Origin of the sequence: Ensifer sp. ENS11 (assembly GCF_014851895.1) — a bacterium.
Taxonomy (GTDB): domain Bacteria; phylum Pseudomonadota; class Alphaproteobacteria; order Rhizobiales; family Rhizobiaceae; genus Ensifer; species Ensifer canadensis.
Genome location: NZ_JACVAN010000001.1, coordinates 706250 through 726293, shown reverse-complemented (window position 1 = coordinate 726293; position 20044 = coordinate 706250). Strand labels below are relative to the sequence as shown.

Here is a 20044-nt window from a genome sequence, read left to right as displayed (position 1 = left end):
GCCCCTTCGAGTTTGGTGGGAAGGTCAAGAGTCCGGCCGTCCAGTCTTGAGCCAAGCGCCTCATGCGGCGGCGTTCGGTGGCGTTGCCGATTTCGTAATGATGCCCGACTCGGACTTGATCCGGCCGACGATCTCCGCACGCGTCGGGCGCTTTTCAGGCTTGGCAAGTGCTTCAGCGACGGAAGGAACGTCAACGTCCGATGTGCGCTCGGACTTGGGCGCCTCGATCGTGGCAGTGGCTCCAAAAGCCGCAGCGATAGACTCCATCCTTTTTTCCGCAGAGGGTATGCCGGTGACTACCGAATTAGGGCCGCCGCTGACATCCGCAGAAGTCGGCCCGTCCGCGCCAACCTCGACAGCAACGTTCGCGCTCGGCGCTTCACTGGTTTCCACACCTGGCCAGACCAGGGCACTTGATTTGGAGGTGGCCCATTCCAGGATCGGCACGACTTCCGCTTCCAACCAGGTCCTAAGCTCGCCTTTGTCCGGCCAGGTCGTCTCGCTGCCCATCTTGTAGAGAAGCGCGCTGAGCGCCGCCCAGCCCGTCTTGCCCGGAAGAGAGGTGGGCGAGATCACGTATGCCGCAGTTGGATAGGGTCTGACGAACTGCGCCAGACTCTCCAGTTCCTTATGGGCAAGGCGTGCCACCAGATGTGTCTTTCCGGAGAGCGTCTTCTTGACGATGTTCTTCTTCGGCAACGCATCACGGACATGCGCGCGAATCTCCTCAAGGTGCCCGACGAAAGATTTGATGCCATCCCGGACCTTGATCGCAATGATCGCCTTGAGCCCGTCAAGGCCGCCGACATAGTATGGATCGATCTGCGGCCCTGCCTCTGTCTCGTTTTTCGAGCCGGCCACAATAGCTGCGACATCCTGTACCCTGAGTCTGCCGTTCTGGGCGGCAAAGCCAATGGCCTGCTCGATCTGCTCGGGCTCGACGGCACTCAACTTTCCAAGAACCGTCGGACCGACGGCCAGTTCCACCAGAATATCCTTGTAGCGAGCCAGGTTGCGGAACACCGCACGCTGGGTCCGGACATGGCGCGCCGTGTAGCCGCAGCGCTCCACGGCCCATTTCTCCAGTGTTCCTTCCGGGAGCAGCCCGGCTGCGCGCTCAAGATGCTCGCCCAATTTGAAAGTCTCTTCGGTCGAACGGCGCGAAACGCCGATGAGGAACATGGCCGTCTCTTCGAGCTGGCTCTTGGTGTCCTCGGCAAGCGAGTAGGCTTCGTAGAACGTGCGGGCGGCGGACGGGAGGGTGAATGCGTCGGCAGTCTTGGCCATGGTTATCTCCATGTAAGAGGAATGACAGCAAAAGCACAGTCGCTTTTACTCCTCTATTATCTCAGAACAACGCACCAAGTTAAAGCAATCGTAAGTTTTGCAATAAATTATGCCCAATAATACCCATGACAAATACATCAAACAATTCTTTACAATACTATAAATTACCTCAAATATGCGGCGAATCAAAAAAATTTCATTTCCGTGAACACAAGCAACGGCCACAATTAATACGTGCACGCTTTCAGCTAAAACGAGGGCTGACAAGTCGGGAGTGTCCGGGCCTTTTCAAGTCAGCCTTCCGCCTGGTACCAAGATGCCGGCAACCTGATTGCCGGAGTGAGAGCGAGTCCATCCGATGGCGAAGGCCATACTTACAACCAAGGTCGATCCGACCTACGACGACCTTCCGGAACAGCGGCGGACGATCAGAGGCCCAGGCAGCCCACATTCGTCCCGTCGCCGACGGCGGCCCGGACAGTGTTCGGAACGGGCTTGCGCTTTCCGGCACGGTGCACTGGATCTTCGACCGTGGGCTGATTTCGGTCGATGACGATTACGGCCTGCTGATCGCGAGCGGCGGCGTGCCGGACACGATCACCCGGCTCATCAATCCCGAGCGGCGCCTGCTCGTCCCTTCACGGCCGGACGAGCGGCCGCATTCGCGATTCCTCCAGTATCATCGCGAGCACGTGTTCAAGGGGTGAGGTAACGGAAATGATTTCCGAAGCAGCACCTTGCTGCTGATACATCCAAGAGAGAGTGACAATCTCTGCCTTGCAATCACTCGATGAGTCGGGAATGTATTCTCGCTGAAGAGGGGAATACGCATGACCAAATCATGGATGGTTCGTGCCGAGCGCAACGGCCGTTTGTTCGACGCTTTCAAAGAGAAATCCGTCGTTGCGATCGGCTGGCCGGCACTCGGTGATCTTTCTGGAACGAAAACCCGCAAGGCGATCAGTGATGCGCTTGCAAAGGTCTATCCCGGAGGTAAGGCTCAAAGCCAGGCCATGGCCGCTGGCCAGCTTCATCGATTTGTCAACGAGATGAGCGTTGGCGACATGATCGTCACCTACGATCCGTCACGCCGGGTGTACCTCATTGGTGAAATTTCCGGCCCCTATCGCCACGATGCGTCGATAGACCCGGAAGATACCCAGGTCCGATCCGTGCAATGGCAGGGCGAAGTCAGCCGGGATCTTCTCTCCGTAGAGAGCAGAAACAGTCTCGGCTCGATTTCTACCCTGTTTCGCCTTTCAAACGAGGTTGCGGCAGAATTGAAGAAAGCCCTGTCGGGCAACTCATCTGCGGCAACGGACGCATTGGCCTCAGTCAGCGAGGGTGCAGAAGACGATGTTTTCGAAAACATGGCCAGCCGAGCGCATGAGTTCATCAAAGACAAGGTGAACGCACTGACTTGGGAAGAGATGCAGGAACTTGCTGCCGGCCTCCTACGCTCCCTTGGCTACAAAACGCGGATCTCCGAAGTTGGTCCCGATCGCGGCAAGGATATCGTTGCCTCGCCGGATGGCTTCGGGTTTGAAGCGCCGCGCATCGTCGTTGAGGTCAAGCATCGCAAGGGGGCCATGGGTGCGCCAGAGGTCCGTAGCTTCCTCGGCGGCCGCCACCCTCAAGACAAGGGTCTCTATGTCAGCACAGGTGGCTTTACCCGGGAGGCCCGTTACGAAGCCGAACGCGCCAACATTCCTACCGCCTTGATGGACCTCGATGATCTGGTGAAGAGCCTTCTCGAGCAGTATGACAAGCTCGATCTCGAAACTCAGCAGCTCGTTCCTCTGAAACGCATTTTCATTCCGGCTTGGTCCTAACAGGACTGCCTGCAACGATAACAAGAAGCCTGATCCTTCATGATGAACCCCACCGAAATTGCAGACGCCCTCGATACCATTGCCAAGGCCAAATTCGATGCAACAGAGTTCGGCTATTCCTTTGCGCAGGCGACGGACAATGCGCAGGCCACAGTCGCCAAGCTGAAGGCGGGCGCGACCAACAAGTCCGATATTCCGGGCGGAGTTCTGCTGAATGGTAAATTCCACTATGCCCCTGCCCTTCCGGGCATGGCCGCCGAAATGCTGGAGGCTCTGCGCGCCTCCAAGCGCACGGTCAAGGCCAAACCCGCAATCTTGATTGCTACGGATGGCGAGATGATCGCCGCCGAGCATCCGAAATCTGGCGAAACGCTGCATTGCTCCTTTGCTGACCTTGGTACGAATTTTTCCTTCTTCCTTCCTGCCGCGGGCAAGGAGCGGTACCGGGCGGCAGAAGAAAACCCGGTCGATATTAAGGCGACCGGCAAGCTGGCAAAGCTTTATGATGCCCTGCTGAAGGCGAACCCGGACTGGGCCAAGCCCGAACGCCGCCATGCCATGAACCTGTTCATGACGCGGCTGATCTTCTGCCTGTTTTCCGAGGATGTTGGCGTCTTCAAGGAGAGCCAGTTCTCCTTCGCCGTCTTTTCTTTCGGCGGCAACAAGGGCGAACACGCGCGCGACGTGCTCGTCCAAGCCTTCGCCGCCATGAACCTGCCGCAAGGGCAGCGGGATGGGCTGCCTGCCTGGACGGAAAAGTTTGAGTACGTCAACGGCGGCTTATTTGCAGATGTCATCGAGGCGCCGGAGTTTGATCCGATCTCCTTTCGCTATCTGCGCGATGCCGCCGAGTTGGACTGGAAGCTCATCAATCCGGACATTTTCGGCTCGATGATCCAGTCGATTGCCGATCCCAAGGCCCGCGCCGAACTCGGCATGCACTACACCTCGGTGCCCAACATCATGAAGGTGCTGGGGCCACTGTTTCTGGATGACCTCGATGAGGCGCTAGAAAAGGCCTGGGACAAGCCGGCGGCACTGAAGGTTCAGCTTCACCGACTGTCGAAGATCCGGGTTTTCGATCCCGCCTGCGGTTCCGGCAACTTTCTGGTGGTCGCCTATCGCGAGATGCGTGAACGCGAAATCCGCATCTTGAAACGGCTCGGCGAGCTGGAAGCCAACCCGCAGAACGTCATGTTCTCGTCGGTGAGCCTCAACCAGTTCTACGGCATCGAACTGACGGACTTTGCAGCAGAAACGGCAAAGCTCGCGCTTTTTATTGCGGAGTATCAGGCAAATGCGCGCTTTGCGGATGTGTTTGGACGTATGCCTGCCCTGCTGCCGTTGCGGGATGGTGGGCAAGTTACCCGAGGCAACGCGCTACAGTTAAATTGGGTGGATGTGTGTCCGCCCCCAGTAGAGGGTGAAGAGGTCTATATTGCTGGCAATCCGCCCTTTCTGGGAAAAGCTCAGCAAGAAGAGGAACAAAAAGGAGACATGGATCGCGTATTCAGCAGCCACCTGAAAGCGTACCGCGCTTTCGACCTTGTTGCCGCTTGGTACTTTTTGGCTGCGCGATACATTAAGGGGCGCAATGCTGAGGCAGCATTGGTCTCCACTAACTCGATATGCCAAGGAGCGTCTGCGTCTAGTCTTTGGCCGGAAATTTTCAAGCTCGGCGTGGAAATCGGCTTTGCCCACCGATCATTCAAGTGGCGTAACAACGCTGCCGCGAATGCCGCGGTCATTTGCATCGTGGTTGGAATCAGGAACTTGAGTTCGAAGGCAAAGCGCCTGATCGATGAAGACATTGAGGTGCGCGCGGCAAACATCAATGGATATCTCGTCGATGGCCCAACGGTGACCGTTTCTGCCTCATCCAAGCCCGTCAATGGCCTACCGGAAATGACTTTCGGAGAGATGCCTAGGGACGGCGGGAATTTGATCTTGAACCAGACCGAGATGGAAGCGCTCGTTGAGGCCTATCCAGAGACGAAGAAGATAATTCGAAAATTCCTGGGATCAGAGGAAGTTGTGAATGGTCTCGATCGGTACTGCATTTGGATCGATGAACGAGCGGATCCAAAATTATTGGATTTTGCCCTATCGATACCACCCATCAAGCAGCGAATAGAAAATGTAGCTGAGAACCGGAAGAGAAGTACGAACAAGTCGACGGCCGAATTCGCCGCTCGACCTCACCGTTTCGTCGAGCGTAGGAGTCCGGAGATGTTCGGTCACGCAATCCTCGTGCCCCGCGTCACATCAGAGCGTCGCCCTTACCTCCCCGTTGATCGCGTCGGCGCCGACGTTATCTCGTCTGACCTGAACCAGGTTCTTTATGATGCGCCAGACTGGTGCATCGCGCTGATTGCTTCGCGCCTGCACCTGGTCTGGATCGCAACCGTCTGCGGCAAGTTGAAGTCGGACTTCCGCTACTCCAACACGCTGGGCTGGAACACCTTTCCGGTGCCGAAATTCACCGCCGATCAGTTGGAACAGCTTTCGGCATCCGCACGCCGTATTCTGAAGACGCGCTACCAGCACTACCCCAAAACCATTGCCGACCTTTACAATCCGGACAAGATGCCGGACGACCTGCGCGCGGTGCACCGGGAGAGTGATGAGCTGCTAGAGAGCATGTATGTTGGCCGCCCCTTCCGCAATGATACCGAGCGGCTGGAAAAGCTGTTCAAGCTCTATGCGGCGCGGGTGAAGCAGGAGGCGAAGTAAATGGTCGAGATGGTCAATGTGCGCTATGCCGGCACCGGGCAATCCAAGGCCACCAATGCGCTGGGTCAGCGGCCCATGCAAGCCCGCGCCTATGCCGCCCGCAGCGCGCAATTCATTCTACTGAAAGCGCCGCCTGCCGCAGGCAAGAGCCGCGCCCTGATGTTCGTGGCGCTCGACAAGCTGAATCATCAGGGACTTGCCAAGACCATCGTCTGTGTGCCGGAAACATCGATTGGCGGCTCGTTCCGCTCAACCGACCTGAGGAGCTACGGCTTCGACGCCAACTGGGAGGTGGAGGACCGCTGGAACCTATGCCTGTCCGGAACCGAGGATGGCTCCACGGCGCAGAAGGTGAAGGCCTTTTCGGATTTCATGCAGTCTGACGCCCGTGTGCTGGTCTGCACCCACGCCACCTTCCGCTTCGGGTTCGAGGCGGTGGAACGGTCGCACGGGATTGAGGCCTTCGACAACGTCTTCCTGGCCATCGACGAATTCCACCACGTCTCGGCAGCGGACAACAACCGGCTCGGCGAGATTCTGCGGCAGATCATTGCGCGCGGCCAGAGCCATGTGATGGCCATGACCGGCTCCTACTTCCGCGGCGACGCCGTGCCGGTGCTGCGCCAAGAGGACGAGGCGCGCTTCACCACCATCACCTATTCCTACTATGAGCAGCTTGAGGGTTATGAGTATCTCAAGGCGCTCGGCGTCAACTACAGCTTCTATCGCGGCCAATATATCAACGGCCTGCCTGATGTGCTCGACACGACGCAGAAGACGATCATCCACATTCCCCATCGCGGCTCGGCGGAAGCCTTTGGCGAAAAGAATGATGAAGTGGGCCGCATTCTCGATCTCATCGGCGAACACATCGGCGTCGAAGAAGGGACCGGTTTCGATCTGATCAGGACAGCGGGCGGCCGCGTGCTGAAAGTTGCCGACCTTGTTCATGATGGCCCGGAGCGCGAGGGTGTGAAGGCGGCGCTGTCCCGCGAGGTCAAGGGCCCGGATGGCAAACGGGATGACGCGGCCGATCGCGCCAAGGTTGACATCATCATCGCGCTTGGCATGGCGAAGGAAGGCTTCGATTGGGTGTGGTGCGAACACGCGCTGACCATCGGCTACCGGGCGTCGCTGACGGAAATCGTGCAGATCATAGGCCGGGCAACGCGCGACGCGCCAGGCAAGCCGAAAGCCATCTTCACCAATCTGGTCGCGGAACCGGGTGTCGAAACGGCCGCCGTGAAGGATGCAGTTAACGACATGCTGAAGGCCATTTCCGGCTCTTTGCTGATGGAGCAGGTGCTGGCGCCGAACTTCAAATTCTACCGGCGGGAAGACGGCGACATCCGCGAACCGATCACCGATGACGGCCAGGGCAATATCACCATCGGCATCAAGGGCTTGATGGAGCCGCCAACGGACCGGGCGCGTGAGATCTGCGAGAATGACATGGCCGATCTGATGGCGACGGCCTGCCAGGCTGTCGATGCGCGCATCGTCGCTCCGGACACGGCACCGGAAGTGGCAGCCCAGATGCTGCTGACGGACATCATCGAGCATCGCTACGAGAACCTTAGCGACGACGAAACTGAAGCCATCCGCCAGAATCTCGCCGCCCGTATGAACCTGCTGACACTGGCACGTCAGGAAGCCGAGCGTGGGTTTCAGGAAGCTGGCGCACCCTTCATCGGCGCCGATCAGTCTGAAGGTGCCGCGCAGGCAGCCGGCAGCGTCTCCGGGGAACCGGCAGCGGACGGCGACGACGACGACATGAGGGCAGCGCCCAACACATTGCTCGCCATGGTGCGCCGCTTCATCAATGTCCGCGAGCTGGATATCGACCTGATCGACAGCGTCAATGCCTTTCAGGAGTGCTTTGAGGTGGCATCGCGCAGCTTCGACGCTCCGCTTCTGTCTCAGGTGCAGTCCGCCATGGTGGCGATGCGCGTCCAGATGACCGAGGAGGAAGCGCGCACCCTCTGGCCCCGGATCAAACGCTTCCGGGCACAGGAGGGTCGCGAACCGAATGTGCATGCCTCCGACCCGCTGGAGAAGCGGATGGCTGAGGCCTTGGCCTGGCTGAAGAACCGCAAGGCACAGATGATGCGCGAGGCAACAAACTGATGACCCGACCGACATTGGAGGAGATCTTTGCGGAACCGGATGATTTCGGGCTGCTTGCCGTCAAGCTGAAGCCGAAGGCTGCGTCATCCAGCACCAATTGCGTGTCAATCACGAACGACGTGACGCGCTTTTATGAGCAACACGGACGCTTGCCCGACGCCAATGCGGCCAATCACGAAGAAATGCGGCTCGGCACGATCTGGGAAAGTCTCGTTAAGGCGCCAACCGATGAGCTCCGTCAAGCAGACAGGCTTGGGCTGTTGAGTATCAAAGAGAAGGTAGCCGTAACTTCATGGCGGGATGAGGTGGAGGAGAATGATGTTCCGGAATCGCTCGATGACATCTTTGCCGATGATGGTCTCGATGTTCAGCCAGAACTCGTGCAGCTCAGGCACGTGACGCCGGCTGCGGAACGCCACGTGCCGGATCACCGAGCCGATTTCGTCCCCTGCAGGGACTTCGATCAGTTCGCCAGCCTGTTCGAGACCATGCAGCAGGCCCTCGACAGCGGCGCACGGGAAGCGACTCTGATCGAGAAATGGGCCGTCATCGAACCGCTGGAGGGAGACTTCTTCATCCGCAACGGTCTTCTGGCCTATATCGCGGAAAAGAGCGAGAGCACGCAGCGCGGCGGAGCACGCGATCATCGTCTTCGGGTGATTTTCTCCAACGGCACCGAGAGCGACCCGTTGATGTCGTCATTCCGCAAGTCGCTCAACGACGACAAGACAGCGCGTGTCATTCAGCGCCTCGGGCTCGGTCCTCTCGATCCGGACTGGGAAACCGACAAGGTATCGCTGTCTGGCACCATTTATGTCGCGCGCAGCCTCTCCGAGGAGCCTGCAATCAAGCCGCAGCATGACATTCTCTACAAAATCGGTGTGACGTCACAGGATGTCCGGCGTCGCGTAGCTGATGCCCGAAATGACCCCACCTTCCTTCTCGCGTCCGTGGAAATCGTGGCGACCTACGAATTGCAGAACCTGTCCCGCTCGAAAGTCGAGAATCTGCTCCACCGCTTCTTTGATGTTGCGAGACCTGGCGAACTCTTCATCATTGATCGCTTCGGCAAGAAAATCAGGCCGCGTGAGTGGTTTTACGTGCTCCCTGAGCACGTTGGCCAAGCTGCTCAACTCATCAAGGACGGACAACTTCATTTGTACCGATATGATCGCGAGACGCAGCAGATTGTGAAGAGAAGTTGAGCTAGCCTACGGAAATTATTTCCGGTCCGGATAGCTATGGCCCGCACCGCGCAGGCAGAAGGCGTCGGCTGGCTTTTGCTGGATGTCTATTTAGGGGCCGGTGGCGGAATGTCAGCTTATGGACGTGGGCCATGCTGAAGCGGAATTCCGCCGCCGACTGTTTGCAAATGCCAACCGTTTCGATGATATGCGCACAGATCACGTCACGTCGAAGAGTTTGGCTTCGGCGCAGATCCTGCTTTTCAACGCCGATCAAATTCCTGCCCGACCGCAGACCTCAGCAACTCGATTAGTTCGATACGATTGGACGAAGCGGACGCAGATCGGAGCAAATAATCGTAATTAATTAGGAGTGCCGCGTTGCGCCGTGGGTTCAGCAAAAGGATTTCCGACCACATCGCACCTCCGTTCTCAATCGTTCGCGCGTAACGCAGGAGCCAATACATCAGAACCTGGCGGAAATCGCCCGCGCCGAAATTGCGATCGGTGTGCTTGACCTCAATGAGCGTTGAGCCGATCGCAAAGTCCCCGTTGCCAGACGCTACCCAGCCGAGGCCGGGAATGAGAGGTGCGTGCTCCAAAATGGCTGATGGCCGTTGAGCTTGAACGCTCTTCAGCATCGTCACAAGATTGCGAGAGGCGTATTCGGCAACGAGAACGTCGTGCGGCTCGAGTTTCTCTGGAATGCGCGAATCGAAATGGCGTCGCTGGCGCTGCGATGCAATCTTCAGGCATTCATCCCACGACGCCACTGCTCCGCACAGTAACTCGCTTTCGGCGCGCGCCATCGACAGTTCGAAAACCATCGCCTTTTGAAGCCGACTTTTATCGATCACCTCGGACGGGATCGAGCTAATACCGGCGAAAGAAAACATCTTCGCGTTCAGGGCTTTGACCAGGCCGCCGGTCAGTCGCGGGAAAAGGATATCGAGAACGCCGGGAATGTCCCGCGCGACTGTCCTCGGGTCTCGGGCCGGCAGTCGGTTAAATGGCATGTTTGACCCAGTCTTCATAACAAGCCGCAAAGCTGCCTGACGCGCTGTTCTCGATCCCGAGTTGCCACGCCTGCGCAAGCGAACCGCGCAGTTGGTCCCTTGTCTTCAGACCTTCGTCTCCGAACGCACCAGCCGCGAGCCACAGCATCCGTTGCTCGCCAGCGCCCAGATTTTGCCACTGGTTGCGCAAGCGTGTAAAGTTTGTCCGATCCGCCCAATGTCTCCAGCAGTCGATGCAGGCCCGCCGGACCGCGGCGGACGTTGTCGAGTCGTAGGTCTGACGAACGAAAGCACCGCGAAGGTCGGTTCTGACGAACCGAAGCGCCCGTAGGAAATGCAACATATTGGCTTCGGGAACGAGCAGATGCCCCCCGGCACTGGGAATTTTATCGAGCAAAATGTCGATCGCGGCGAAGATCGATGCGAACTCGTCGTTCGACCGGACGGCATATACCCCGCGCATAATTTTTGACCAAGACGAACGGAACGAATCCAGATTTTTTGGGTCGAGGAGCGTTGCGCACAATTGAACTGCAACACCCGGCTCTTGAAACTTGAGCGCACGACCGATCTGCGCAAGCACAAAGGCATCAGGCTGCGACTTCTCCCGCTCGAGGTCGAGGAGGAAGGAGATGTCGATCTTGTCGAACGACTGTTTGAGTTTTTCGTACTCGGCGCTCGCATTGTCCGAGTATGGATCGAAATGCAGGTCGAGTTCCCGTAAAGCGAGACTGGAATCCTCGCCCTCTCCCAATTGCGCTGAAACGAAATCCTTGTAGTGTTTGGCGGTCAGGATGGTTGTCTTGCTGCGATTGAGCGAAAGGCCATAGTCAGCCAACGCATGCGACAGTTCAGAGAGCGCCTTGTAGGCGTCTTGCTGCGAGCGGCAAATCAAGGTGTAGTCGTCAACATACCGGTGCCAGATGAGCCCGGCGTCGCTCAATGACCGGTCGATCGGCGTCATCATCACTTCAGCTAGAATACGCGCGCATTGACCGCCGACCGGTAGGCCGAAGGAACGGCCCGCCGCCAACTTGCTTAGGATCCGATCAATCTGCATCGCCAGGGTGGACCCCGGCGCCAAGTCCTTAACGACGTTTTCGAGCCGATGGTGATAGATGTGCTCATAGAAGCTCGCGACATCGGTCTGGATAACCACCGCACGGTCCTCCCCCAGATCGGCCTCACATAGAGTCGCGAGCTTGTAGGCACGCCACGATCGGGTTCGATCGAAGAGGCCGGGCCCCTGGGAGGCGAGCCGATAAGAATGCGCCCGAAAGCTCCGCTGTCCTTCGTTCGCCTCAGCAATCGCTAAACCTAGTCCATTCAGATAGAGGTTCCAAAAGGGATGAATCTTGGTAGTGATACGAAAGCCATGCGGCCCGGACGGGACGAGTAAACGTTCTGCGGCAATCGAGAGCCCGTTCATGAAAGTGGCTGGCTTACCCACGGCGCCAGTTTCGACGGCCTGGAACAAATTCAGGCAGAGCGCCGCGAGATCGGTTGCCTTTTCCTTGATGAACCCCGCATCCAGATCGTAGGGCAAAGTATCGTTGTCGCCGCTGTGACCAATCTCAAGCGCAGCTCTTAAAAAATGATCTCTCTTAACCTTGATCATTTACGCCCTTTTCTTACTCGATATAGGCAGCAAAGGATGCAGCCCCCCGGCTTCGAGTGTGTTTGCAGATAGTGCATCTGTCTGTCTAGTGGCGGCGGCACGCCGAACTTGAACCCCTGCCGGATTTGAGCCTGCCGCGAGCAAGCCGCTGCTGTCGCAGCATGCCGCGCACTTCCCTTTTGCAGTATGCGTGCGCTGATGGTCAGCACCTCAACGATAAAGACATGACAACTGCCCCATCAGGCATCCGCCTTCGGCCAACGCAATCTGCCTCTCCCGATACGCAGGGCCTCCACCAGCCTCGTGTTTCCTGGCAACCGGCCTGAAAAGACGCTGGGCTTGGGATCGACTGCCGGTTTCCTGAACGCAGCGATCCGCTGATAGTCAGGCCTGGCTAGCCAGGTCCGCCCATCGCCCTCATCGGTGATGATTCGATAGAGACCGGCAGTCGGGGCGGCCGCAACGTCGAGCAGACGACTATAGTGTTCAACCGACCACTTCTGGATGCCGCCACTGAGGGCCTCTGTCCGGAACCGAGCCCAAAGTGCGGCCGTCTCAGATGTCGGCCAATCGCCGGCGTCGGTGTAGGCCGTGATCTCGTCGGATTCGAGCCAGGCTCGCATCTCGGCTGGAGTGACAAAGACCGGCTTGGCATCCTCGATCGCCGCCATGGCCGCGCGCCGCGACGGAAGGCCGGCGCGGATCAGCATCGACATCATGAGTTGCGGGACGCCAGTTTCGACGGATGCTGCGGCGCCCCCCGCTACGGTCTCCGGCGACCAACCGAGCGACATGCGGCGGGTGCGTACGGCTTCCAGTGCCCAGACCAACCGGTACGTGAACGCCTCTTCGACAGCCCGCATATTCTGCGATCCTATCTTGGCCACCTCCTCGCCGGACACCCAGCTCCGAAGGATAGCTTTCCACTCCGCCGGCAGCGCGTTCGCCTTGTCCGGGATGAACGGCCGCATGTACAGCAGGCGTTCTCCGAGACCACCGAGGGCATCGACAAGTTCATCGACGTCACCACTCAGCGCTGCGGCGTCGGCACGGTCCAGCAGTTCTGCCAACTCGTCGGCCATGGCGTCGATGGAAAGGCCAGCCTCAAGTCCGACGCCCATAGCGAAATGTCCACGCCGCGCCTGCGCTGTCGTGGTCTTCCAGATGAGATCGGCGCGTGCCTCGAACACCTTTTTATGTAGCGGGGCAACGTCCTCGTCCTCGCGGGCGATCTGGCGGGCCCAGAGCGATCCTTTGAGCGCTTCGTCCAAGAGCTTCGGTAGGTCCGCGCGTTCGGCGTCCAGCGCTTCGATCAGGCCGAACACCGTCGCGTCGAGACGTTCAACGATCTGCGAAAGCGGCTCCTCGTCGATGGATTCCTCTTCCTCATCGCCGCCTTCTTCAGCATCGTCGCTACCGGTGTCGTATTCCGCGCCGGCAACCAAGCGCTCTGCGACCGCAGCTTCTTCTTCGGGCGATCTCCAGGCTTCCCGAGCATTGGCGAGATATTCCCAGGCATCATCGCGATCCAAGACGCCCTCGTTTGATAGTCGCTCAAGAATCTCGGCGACGATTTGGATGAGGCCGCTCTTCAGCGTCCGTGCCTTGGTGGAGGCGATCAGCTTACGCCACTCCTTCTTCCGCCAATCGATCTTATCGAGCATGACGTGCACGATAAGCCCCTCCACGTCCACGAAGGCGCGCCCAGCACGCCCGGCGACGTTCGCGAACTCCTCTCCCTTGATTTTCTCAGACGCCCGATACAGCGCTGGGACGAGGAGTACTGCGGCATTGAGGTTGAGGCCCTGTGACAGCGTCGGCGACGCAACGATGACCTTCAGGACTCCATCGGACAGGAGGGCTTCCAGCTCACGCAGGAACGGACTCGGCAAACGGCCGTGGTGGATGGCAACGCCCACCTTCAAACAAGCGACGGCGGGATGGTTCTCGCCCAACCACTCTTTTCCGACCTCCAAGGCTCGAGCGATCGGCGCTTCATCCTCCAGCAGCGAGCCTAGATAGCCGCGCACGCAGAGGTCCACGACCTGTTTGCCGTAACTTTCGACCCAATTCGCTTGGGTAGAGAAGATCAGAGTCCGCTTGCCCTTGGCTGCAAATTCCCACGCCGCGAACAAGGCGAGATGCGAATTCTTGCGCGGATAGGGCTTCTTCTCTTTTCCCCGCGCCGGTTTCTGCAACACGAATTTGTCGAGGAAGGGACCATCGTCGTCAAGGTCGAGCCGGAGCAGCGCATCCTTGCCGCGCCAGGCGAGCGCCCCGAACCGCTGCCGCGTGGGGCGCCAGTCGGAACGCACTGGCTCGCCAGGCTCGTCGGAGCGTATCCATGCGGTGAGATCATCGAGTTCGTCGCCGCTGGGAAGGATGGCGGAGAGACAGACGATTCGTCGTCCGCCTGCGTCCGCGCGCCGGAGCAAGCGTTGCACGAGCGTCTCGTAGCGGATTTCTCGTTCGCTCGGACCGATCATATGTCCTTCGTCGAGCACGATCAGGCCGACGTCGTCGATCAGCGAAGGGTCGCTTCTCAGCGCGAAGTCAAGCTTCTCGGGCGTCGCGATGATGATCTCGCGCGAGCGAAGCGCGTCTTCATCTCCGACAGAAAGGCCGCTAGCACCATAAAGCGAGGAGACGCCAAAGCCGAGGGGAGCGAAGGTCTTTCTGAAGGATCGCTCGGTCTGCGCCGACAGGGCTCGCAGCGGCGTGACGATCAATACCCGGCGGGCCGACGCCAGAGTCATGAGGGCGGCGATTTCTGCAACCCGCGTCTTGCCGGCGCTGGTTGGTAAGGCGACGACAAGATCGTCGGTAACATCCGTGGAGCGCTGAGCCGCTTCACGCTGAGATGGCCATAGCTCCACCTCGGAAGTTTTTCGAGCGTAGAGCGACGAGATGAAAAGCCTACGCAGGTCCGGGTATTTTTCCTCTGTGCCCTCGGGCGGTTCCGTCGGCAGATTCTGGTGTAGCGAATGCTGCCAGAGGTCATCAATCAGGTGGCGGCAGAGGTTCGAGATCCACCACAGCGGAACATTCTCAGCATTGTCCGCCAAGCTGACAGCGGTCCCGAGCAATGATCTTGCATTCTCGATCGGCTCAGGTTCACCCGTCTCGAGCGCGAAGTCGAAATGCGCCAAGGCTCGGCAGATTGTCGTATTGAGGATGCTAGACAGGACATCGTCAATATCCGGTTCCTCGCCCCGCAGCGCCTCGGCGAACTGCTCGTCGTCGTGAGCCCCGTCGTCCAACCATTCGCGAACGAAGGCGCGCAATTGGCCGAGATCACGCAGGATCAAATGTCGGATAGCCGTCTCACCTGGCGAGGCGTTGAGGTCGTCCGCGCTCTCGTTGAAGAGCGAATAGGCGACCGCTGAGAAACCGGCGAGATGATAGGCTGCGGCCGCGATAGTGCGACGGAAGCCGCGATCCGGCGATTCCGGATCGCCGTTCCGAACAAGGGCTTCGAAAGCATTGGCGGCGCGCTCGAACGCGTTGCTGGTCAAATCCGAAGCGCCAGCCTGAGCACGCAGGGCCATTGCGCCCCGAAGCAGCGCAAACCCGTGTTCGGCGAGGTCGGTTTCGATTGTCGCCCCGAGTGGTGGTGCATTCTGAGGCAACACACCTTCTTCGCGCATCAGCGACCACGCCGCCCCGCGGTAGAGGAGACGCCCGAAGATTCCATCGGCGGTCGCAGTTTCCAGAAACGTGGTCAGCTCGTCAATCGTCTCCAAGATCTTCCGCCTCCTGATACATGGCCGCGATGAAGGCCTGGTGATCTTCGACGTGGACGTTCACGACATAGTGGTCCCGGTTGGTTCCCGCGGCGTCGAGATCGTCCTTCAGTGAAGCGTGCGGGCCGTTGCCCGACACAGTGAAGAGCATGTGGTCGATGCGATCGGTATGAAGGGACTTCAAGCCCACCTCGTCGCGTAGGCTGCGGCCAAGCGCATTATCGTCCGGATCGGTGCTATCCAACAGGCGGTTGGCGACGAACAGCAGAGAGTCGGGCGTGCAGCGGCCGTTGTCGCGGTCGAGCACCTTGCGGGCGCTCGTGACCGTGGCCTTGCCGAGTTTTTCGTTGCTCTTGGCTTCGCCTTTCAGGAGCCAGAGTTTCTCACCGGCTCCGTCATATCCCGCGCCGATGAAGTCGTCCCCTCGCATGGCCATGTTGCGGCCATCCTTGTAGCGGAGGCGGCGCACTGGGACGCGCAGGCCAATCTCCTCCTCCACCAATTCGGTCGCTAGAATTTCGCCGAGATCGCCGGAACGGCCTTTCGGCGTTTGAGGCATCGTCTCGCTGAGAATCTTAGCAGCGACCTCATAGCCGAGCCGCTTTACATCATCGGCAATGCGATCCAGCCGGTCGTAGTGCGAGCGGATGGTCTCGGCGAGGTCGTCACGAATTTCATCGCGGCCGCCGTCTGTCTCGATGTAGGTCCAGTAACGCTTGCGTTTATCCTCTTCCCTGGTGGCGTCGCACCAACGCTCGTATAATTGCCCCACGCTTCCCTCGAAATGCTACTTCTGCCCTGCCGTACGTTCGATACTCGATGTCTACGCATGCTCGCTTAACAAGCGTTTTGAAACGGCAACCTACCTTCGTCTATGCGAACGTTGTGCGTACGCGGTATCAATGCTCAGACAGAACAATGACACCTATTGTAGCAGATCGAGCGTGATTCAATCATAAATGTCAATGCCACCTAATATCCTTACTCGCGCCAGAACAGTTGGCTGCTTTTGGAATTCAGCCAGCGGCCTTTCGACGACAGGGACGAAGGCGCCAAGCCGCCGTGCCGCGGTGGTCGCCAGTTCGATAGCTTCGGCGCTCAGCGCGGAGATTATTTCCGCTAACCCCGCCGGTTGACTGGTACCCAAAGCCCCGGCACAAAGATGGCATCCATGGTCGCTCGCGGCAGCAGGTTCGCCGACCAGTTGGCGTGGCTCGTCGCCAAAGCTAGGCAGCAGCAGGAGGCCGACCACCGACGACGCCATCGTCAACGACGTTGAGGATGTGCTGCACAGCCATGGCATCCATCTGTTCAAACAGATTACCCTCTAGCCAGCTACGAATGGGGCATATTTTGTAGGCCGCTCGTGAGCGAGGCTAGCGCTTTGTCGAAATCTTGGTCTTGCCTGTGCAGGCGGGAAAACGGACACAGCTCAGGAAAGCACCATAACGTCCAGATCGTTCAATCAGCCATCCGTCCTTGCATTCCGGACAGGTTGAATAGCTGGCAGCGCAGGTACACCGAACCTCGCCCGATCCGTCCAGGCGACGCGGAAGGCCAGCACTACAGGCCGGGCAGGCAGGCAGCAGATTCCCACAGTGCTGGACATGTTCGCAGCGATACCAGGTTCGCCCATCCTGGCCCCGTACATCCAGCAACCGTCCACCGCAATCTCCACATTCGTACGCAGTCTGTTCGCTGCCAACACTCGCAGCGATGCCATACTTTGGCTCTTTGTTGAGTTCGGTTACAAATGACGACGGTCTCGAGTTCGAGGCCATGATCGTCAGCGTGTGGCGGGCTCGTGTCATCGCGACATACATGACCCGCCGCTCCTCCGCGTTTTCGAACATTTCTTCGTCTGGCGACACCAACGCTAGCAAGGGGTCGTCAACAATCTCAGACGGGAAGCCCATTCGACCGCTATCCGCATTCAGGAGGATCACATGATCGGCTTCGAGGCCCTTTGATGCATGGATCGTCTTGAAGCTCATGCGCAAACGGGGGAACCTGCGTTGCAGGTCTCTCATGTCCGGCGCGAGAAAACGATACCGCCCCAGCAGCAACACGCTTGTGGTGTTTGCGTCGGCAATCCTGACGGATATTCCTGCCAAAACTTCGCCGAGCTTTTTCTCTTCCTCATTCTTCGGCGTCATCACGATACTAATGGCCGGCTCGATTGCCTTCCCTGCGGGAACGATCTGCTTGGAGATCTGAGCCGGGTTTTTCAGCACGAAGTCACGCGCCGCGAATGCGATCTGGTCGATCGATCGGAAGGTGCGACCAAGATCAACCGTCCTGTGAACTCCGGTTTCCCCGTTGAAGCTCCCACCGAATTCGTCGCCGAAGTGACGCATCAGATGGATGTCCGATCCTGCAAAGCGGAAGATCGATTGCCAGTCGTCGCCGACGGCAAAGATACGGACATCCGGGTGCTGAGCTTTCAACGCCTTCACCAGCCGGGCACGGCTCTGTGAAATGTCCTGAAACTCGTCCACGAGGATGTGGCGGAACGGGCCTACATATCGGCGAGTTTCGGCATACTGGGCGGCTCGCAGGATCATATCTTCGAAGTCGATCCGTCCGCCCAGACGTTTCTGATATTCCTCGAAAACAGGCCTAAAGACGGCGAGGAATGCCTTGGCGCGACTACCCAGCTTCAATCGTTCGGACTTAGTCTCGCAGTCAGCGACGCTGTAGCCCCCGCTCTTGAACTTGCGCAGGAAGGTGCCGAGCAGTTGTGAAAACGCGTCGACCTGATTTAGCTCAACCACGCGATCGAAGATCGTGTCGGCAGGGCGAGGTTTGAGTGTCACATGCGGTGCGAGCTTTTCTGCTAGATCGGTGAGCAGACGCCCCTCCTGCCGCTCGTAGCTATATGTCTGGATGAGCATCGTTTCATGAGCCGCGTGAACCTCGCGCTTCCATTCCATGCCCGCCAGATACTCGTCACGATTGACGAAGGGCGCTGTGATCAGCCGCTCGCTGCCATCAGCCGCCTTTTGCCGCCGCACACCGAAATGTTCGATATACACACCGCTTTGGGTCAGGCGAAAGTCCGGGCAATAGTCCCGACGTCCAGTCTCCTGGATCTTGTACTCGTAGTCCGGCTCATATTCATATTCGACACCGTTCCCGTAGAGCCAGTTGGCAATCTGCAGTTCTTCATAGCTCTTGACCTTTTCACCCTGCAGGGTTCGGAGATCCTGCTTTTCCATATGAGTGTAGAAATCGTGCTTAGTTTTGAAGTCCCATTCGGTCTTCGGCTCGACCAGAAAGTGCGCGAACCACTGGATGATCGCCTTGGACACTTCAGACAGTGACCGAACGAGATCCTTTAGGATCTGTTTGATCAAGTTCGTGAACTTCACGTCATCAGTGGCGTGATCGGCCAGTGCGGGCTTCGAACCCTCGACACTCCCGATTATGTCATAGGCAAGCGCGTGGAAAGTTCGTGCAACGATCGGCACCCCGGAACGCGCCTCGACCCGTTCCGACATTTCCTCAGCAGCGTTCTTCGCAAATGCCAATAGTAGGATTTCGTCCGGCTTACGGATTCCGGCCTTCACGAGATAAGCCGCCTTGGCCGTGATGACACTTGTCTTTCCGGAGCCGGCACCGGCGAGGACCAGTGTTGCGTCCTCGTCGACGACGACGGAAAGTCGCTGTTCCGGCGTCAGAGGCTTGCTCTCGATCGTATCGAAGAAATCCTTCCAGCGTTCTAGCTCGGCAGGGACAAAGGTCGCGATGGCGCTCGTTCTCATCGTGTCGGGCTCGACGGCGTACTTCCTCACAAGCGCAACACGCTCGGCCTGGTCGGGTCCGACGGCGCCTGGCTGAAGTTTCGATAGCAGCGAGGTGTCGAGTGCCCTGGCGTCGCTCAAAAGCGGCGCAAGTTGGCAGGCCGCGGGATAACGAGTCGGCCTGGCAAGTTCGGCAATCGCTTGATGAACGCGCAGGAAGCGATCTGCTTCACGTTCCAGCGCCGAAAGATTGAACCCTATCCAGGCACGTTTGACTTCTTCGGCAAACATGTACGCATCATGATATCGTAGTCCACGCATCACTAGGTGGCGCTCTGCCGTGGCAACTGTCATCGTCGCACCAGCAGTCCCCTTCCGCACCAACGGAGCAGCAGATATCGCTTCGAGGTACACAGACGAGGTTAATCGGCGGCGAGTAACCCGCAGGTAGTCTCCGTCGAGCTCCATGGCCTGAAAGGTCGTCCCGAACGGGTTCACAAGCAGTCCAAGCAATGGCCGTTGTTGCAGTCGATTCAATGCAGCAGCCTCGTGTTGCGAGCGACGGCGCCACCTGGCCGTGCGGTTGCAAATAACCCGCAAATATCTCACCACTGGTAAAGAGGATGCGCGGCGCCCCATGGCCAAGGCTAGCGCATGCGTGCAAGAACGTCATCGCCCGGCGCAACAGATCGCATTTATTACCATGCATGCCCAGTTTGAACCATTCCGAGCTCTTCCGCCGTCCGGCGCTCTTGGCACGA

The 20044-nt window shown here is 58.6% G+C and carries 12 protein-coding genes; 5 read left to right on the top strand and 7 right to left on the bottom strand.

Going from position 1 to position 20044, the window contains the following annotated elements; genetic code table 11:
- Nucleotides 1–60 precede the first annotated feature (60 nt).
- On the bottom strand, nucleotides 61–1182 hold the full coding sequence (locus IB264_RS03440) for a hypothetical protein (protein WP_192433163.1): 1122 nt from the start codon (nucleotides 1180–1182) through the stop codon (nucleotides 61–63).
- Between the two features lie 230 nt (nucleotides 1183–1412).
- Between IB264_RS03440 and IB264_RS34545 the strand changes: the two genes are divergently transcribed.
- From IB264_RS34545 to IB264_RS03415, 5 genes are all read left to right on the top strand, one after another.
- Nucleotides 1413–1994, top strand: a complete 582-nt coding sequence (locus IB264_RS34545; protein ID WP_246811713.1) for an HNH endonuclease — start codon at nucleotides 1413–1415, stop codon at nucleotides 1992–1994.
- 123 nt (nucleotides 1995–2117) lie between these two features.
- Nucleotides 2118–3119 carry a restriction endonuclease gene (locus IB264_RS03430; protein WP_192433161.1) on the top strand — a complete coding sequence of 334 codons (1002 nt, stop codon included), beginning with the start codon at nucleotides 2118–2120 and terminating at the stop codon, nucleotides 3117–3119.
- 39 nt (nucleotides 3120–3158) lie between these two features.
- The gene (locus IB264_RS03425) at nucleotides 3159–5852 is read left to right on the top strand and encodes a class I SAM-dependent DNA methyltransferase (RefSeq protein ID WP_192433159.1); all 2694 of its coding nucleotides are present in this window, start codon (nucleotides 3159–3161) and stop codon (nucleotides 5850–5852) included.
- On the top strand, nucleotides 5853–7979 hold the full coding sequence (locus IB264_RS03420) for a DEAD/DEAH box helicase (RefSeq protein ID WP_192433157.1): 2127 nt from the start codon (nucleotides 5853–5855) through the stop codon (nucleotides 7977–7979).
- Entirely contained in the window at nucleotides 7979–9184 is a 1206-nt protein-coding gene (locus IB264_RS03415) for a GIY-YIG nuclease family protein (RefSeq protein ID WP_192433155.1), read from the top strand. Before IB264_RS03420 ends, IB264_RS03415 begins: the two co-directional genes overlap by 1 nt.
- Before the next feature lie 242 nt (nucleotides 9185–9426).
- Here IB264_RS03415 and IB264_RS03410 read toward each other — a convergent pair whose 3' ends face one another.
- The 6 genes from IB264_RS03410 to IB264_RS03385 all read right to left on the bottom strand — a co-directional run bounded on the left by IB264_RS03410 (nucleotide 9427) and on the right by IB264_RS03385 (nucleotide 19574).
- A complete protein-coding gene (locus IB264_RS03410) occupies nucleotides 9427–10179 on the bottom strand; it encodes a hypothetical protein (RefSeq protein WP_192433153.1) in 753 nt (250 codons plus the stop codon).
- Nucleotides 10169–11797, bottom strand: coding sequence for an RNA-directed DNA polymerase (locus IB264_RS03405; protein WP_192433151.1), 1629 nt, complete (start codon nucleotides 11795–11797; stop codon nucleotides 10169–10171). Before IB264_RS03405 ends, IB264_RS03410 begins: the two co-directional genes overlap by 11 nt.
- A 239-nt stretch (nucleotides 11798–12036) precedes the next feature.
- Entirely contained in the window at nucleotides 12037–15081 is a 3045-nt protein-coding gene (locus IB264_RS03400; protein WP_246811712.1) for a DEAD/DEAH box helicase, read from the bottom strand.
- 445 nt (nucleotides 15082–15526) lie between these two features.
- Nucleotides 15527–16312, bottom strand: a complete 786-nt coding sequence (locus IB264_RS03395) for a DUF1837 domain-containing protein (protein ID WP_192433147.1) — start codon at nucleotides 16310–16312, stop codon at nucleotides 15527–15529.
- Nucleotides 16313–16489: 177 nt separating this feature from the next.
- A complete protein-coding gene (locus IB264_RS03390; RefSeq protein WP_192433145.1) occupies nucleotides 16490–16855 on the bottom strand; it encodes a hypothetical protein in 366 nt (121 codons plus the stop codon).
- Between the two features lie 61 nt (nucleotides 16856–16916).
- Nucleotides 16917–19574, bottom strand: coding sequence for a UvrD-helicase domain-containing protein (locus IB264_RS03385; RefSeq protein ID WP_246811711.1), 2658 nt, complete (start codon nucleotides 19572–19574; stop codon nucleotides 16917–16919).
- Between the last annotated feature and the right edge of the window lie 470 nt (nucleotides 19575–20044).

Coding starts and splice junctions, on each gene's coding strand:
- IB264_RS03405 (WP_192433151.1), bottom strand. CDS start 11,797: ATGATCAAGGTTAAGAGAGATCATTTTTTAAGAGCTGCGCTTGAGATT.
- IB264_RS03385 (WP_246811711.1), bottom strand. CDS start 19,574: ATGTTTGCCGAAGAAGTCAAACGTGCCTGGATAGGGTTCAATCTTTCG.
- IB264_RS03415 (WP_192433155.1), top strand. CDS start 7,979: ATGACCCGACCGACATTGGAGGAGATCTTTGCGGAACCGGATGATTTC.
- IB264_RS34545 (WP_246811713.1), top strand. CDS start 1,413: ATGACAAATACATCAAACAATTCTTTACAATACTATAAATTACCTCAA.
- IB264_RS03430 (WP_192433161.1), top strand. CDS start 2,118: ATGACCAAATCATGGATGGTTCGTGCCGAGCGCAACGGCCGTTTGTTC.
- IB264_RS03410 (WP_192433153.1), bottom strand. CDS start 10,179: ATGCCATTTAACCGACTGCCGGCCCGAGACCCGAGGACAGTCGCGCGG.
- IB264_RS03420 (WP_192433157.1), top strand. CDS start 5,853: ATGGTCGAGATGGTCAATGTGCGCTATGCCGGCACCGGGCAATCCAAG.
- IB264_RS03425 (WP_192433159.1), top strand. CDS start 3,159: ATGATGAACCCCACCGAAATTGCAGACGCCCTCGATACCATTGCCAAG.
- IB264_RS03440 (WP_192433163.1), bottom strand. CDS start 1,182: ATGTTCCTCATCGGCGTTTCGCGCCGTTCGACCGAAGAGACTTTCAAA.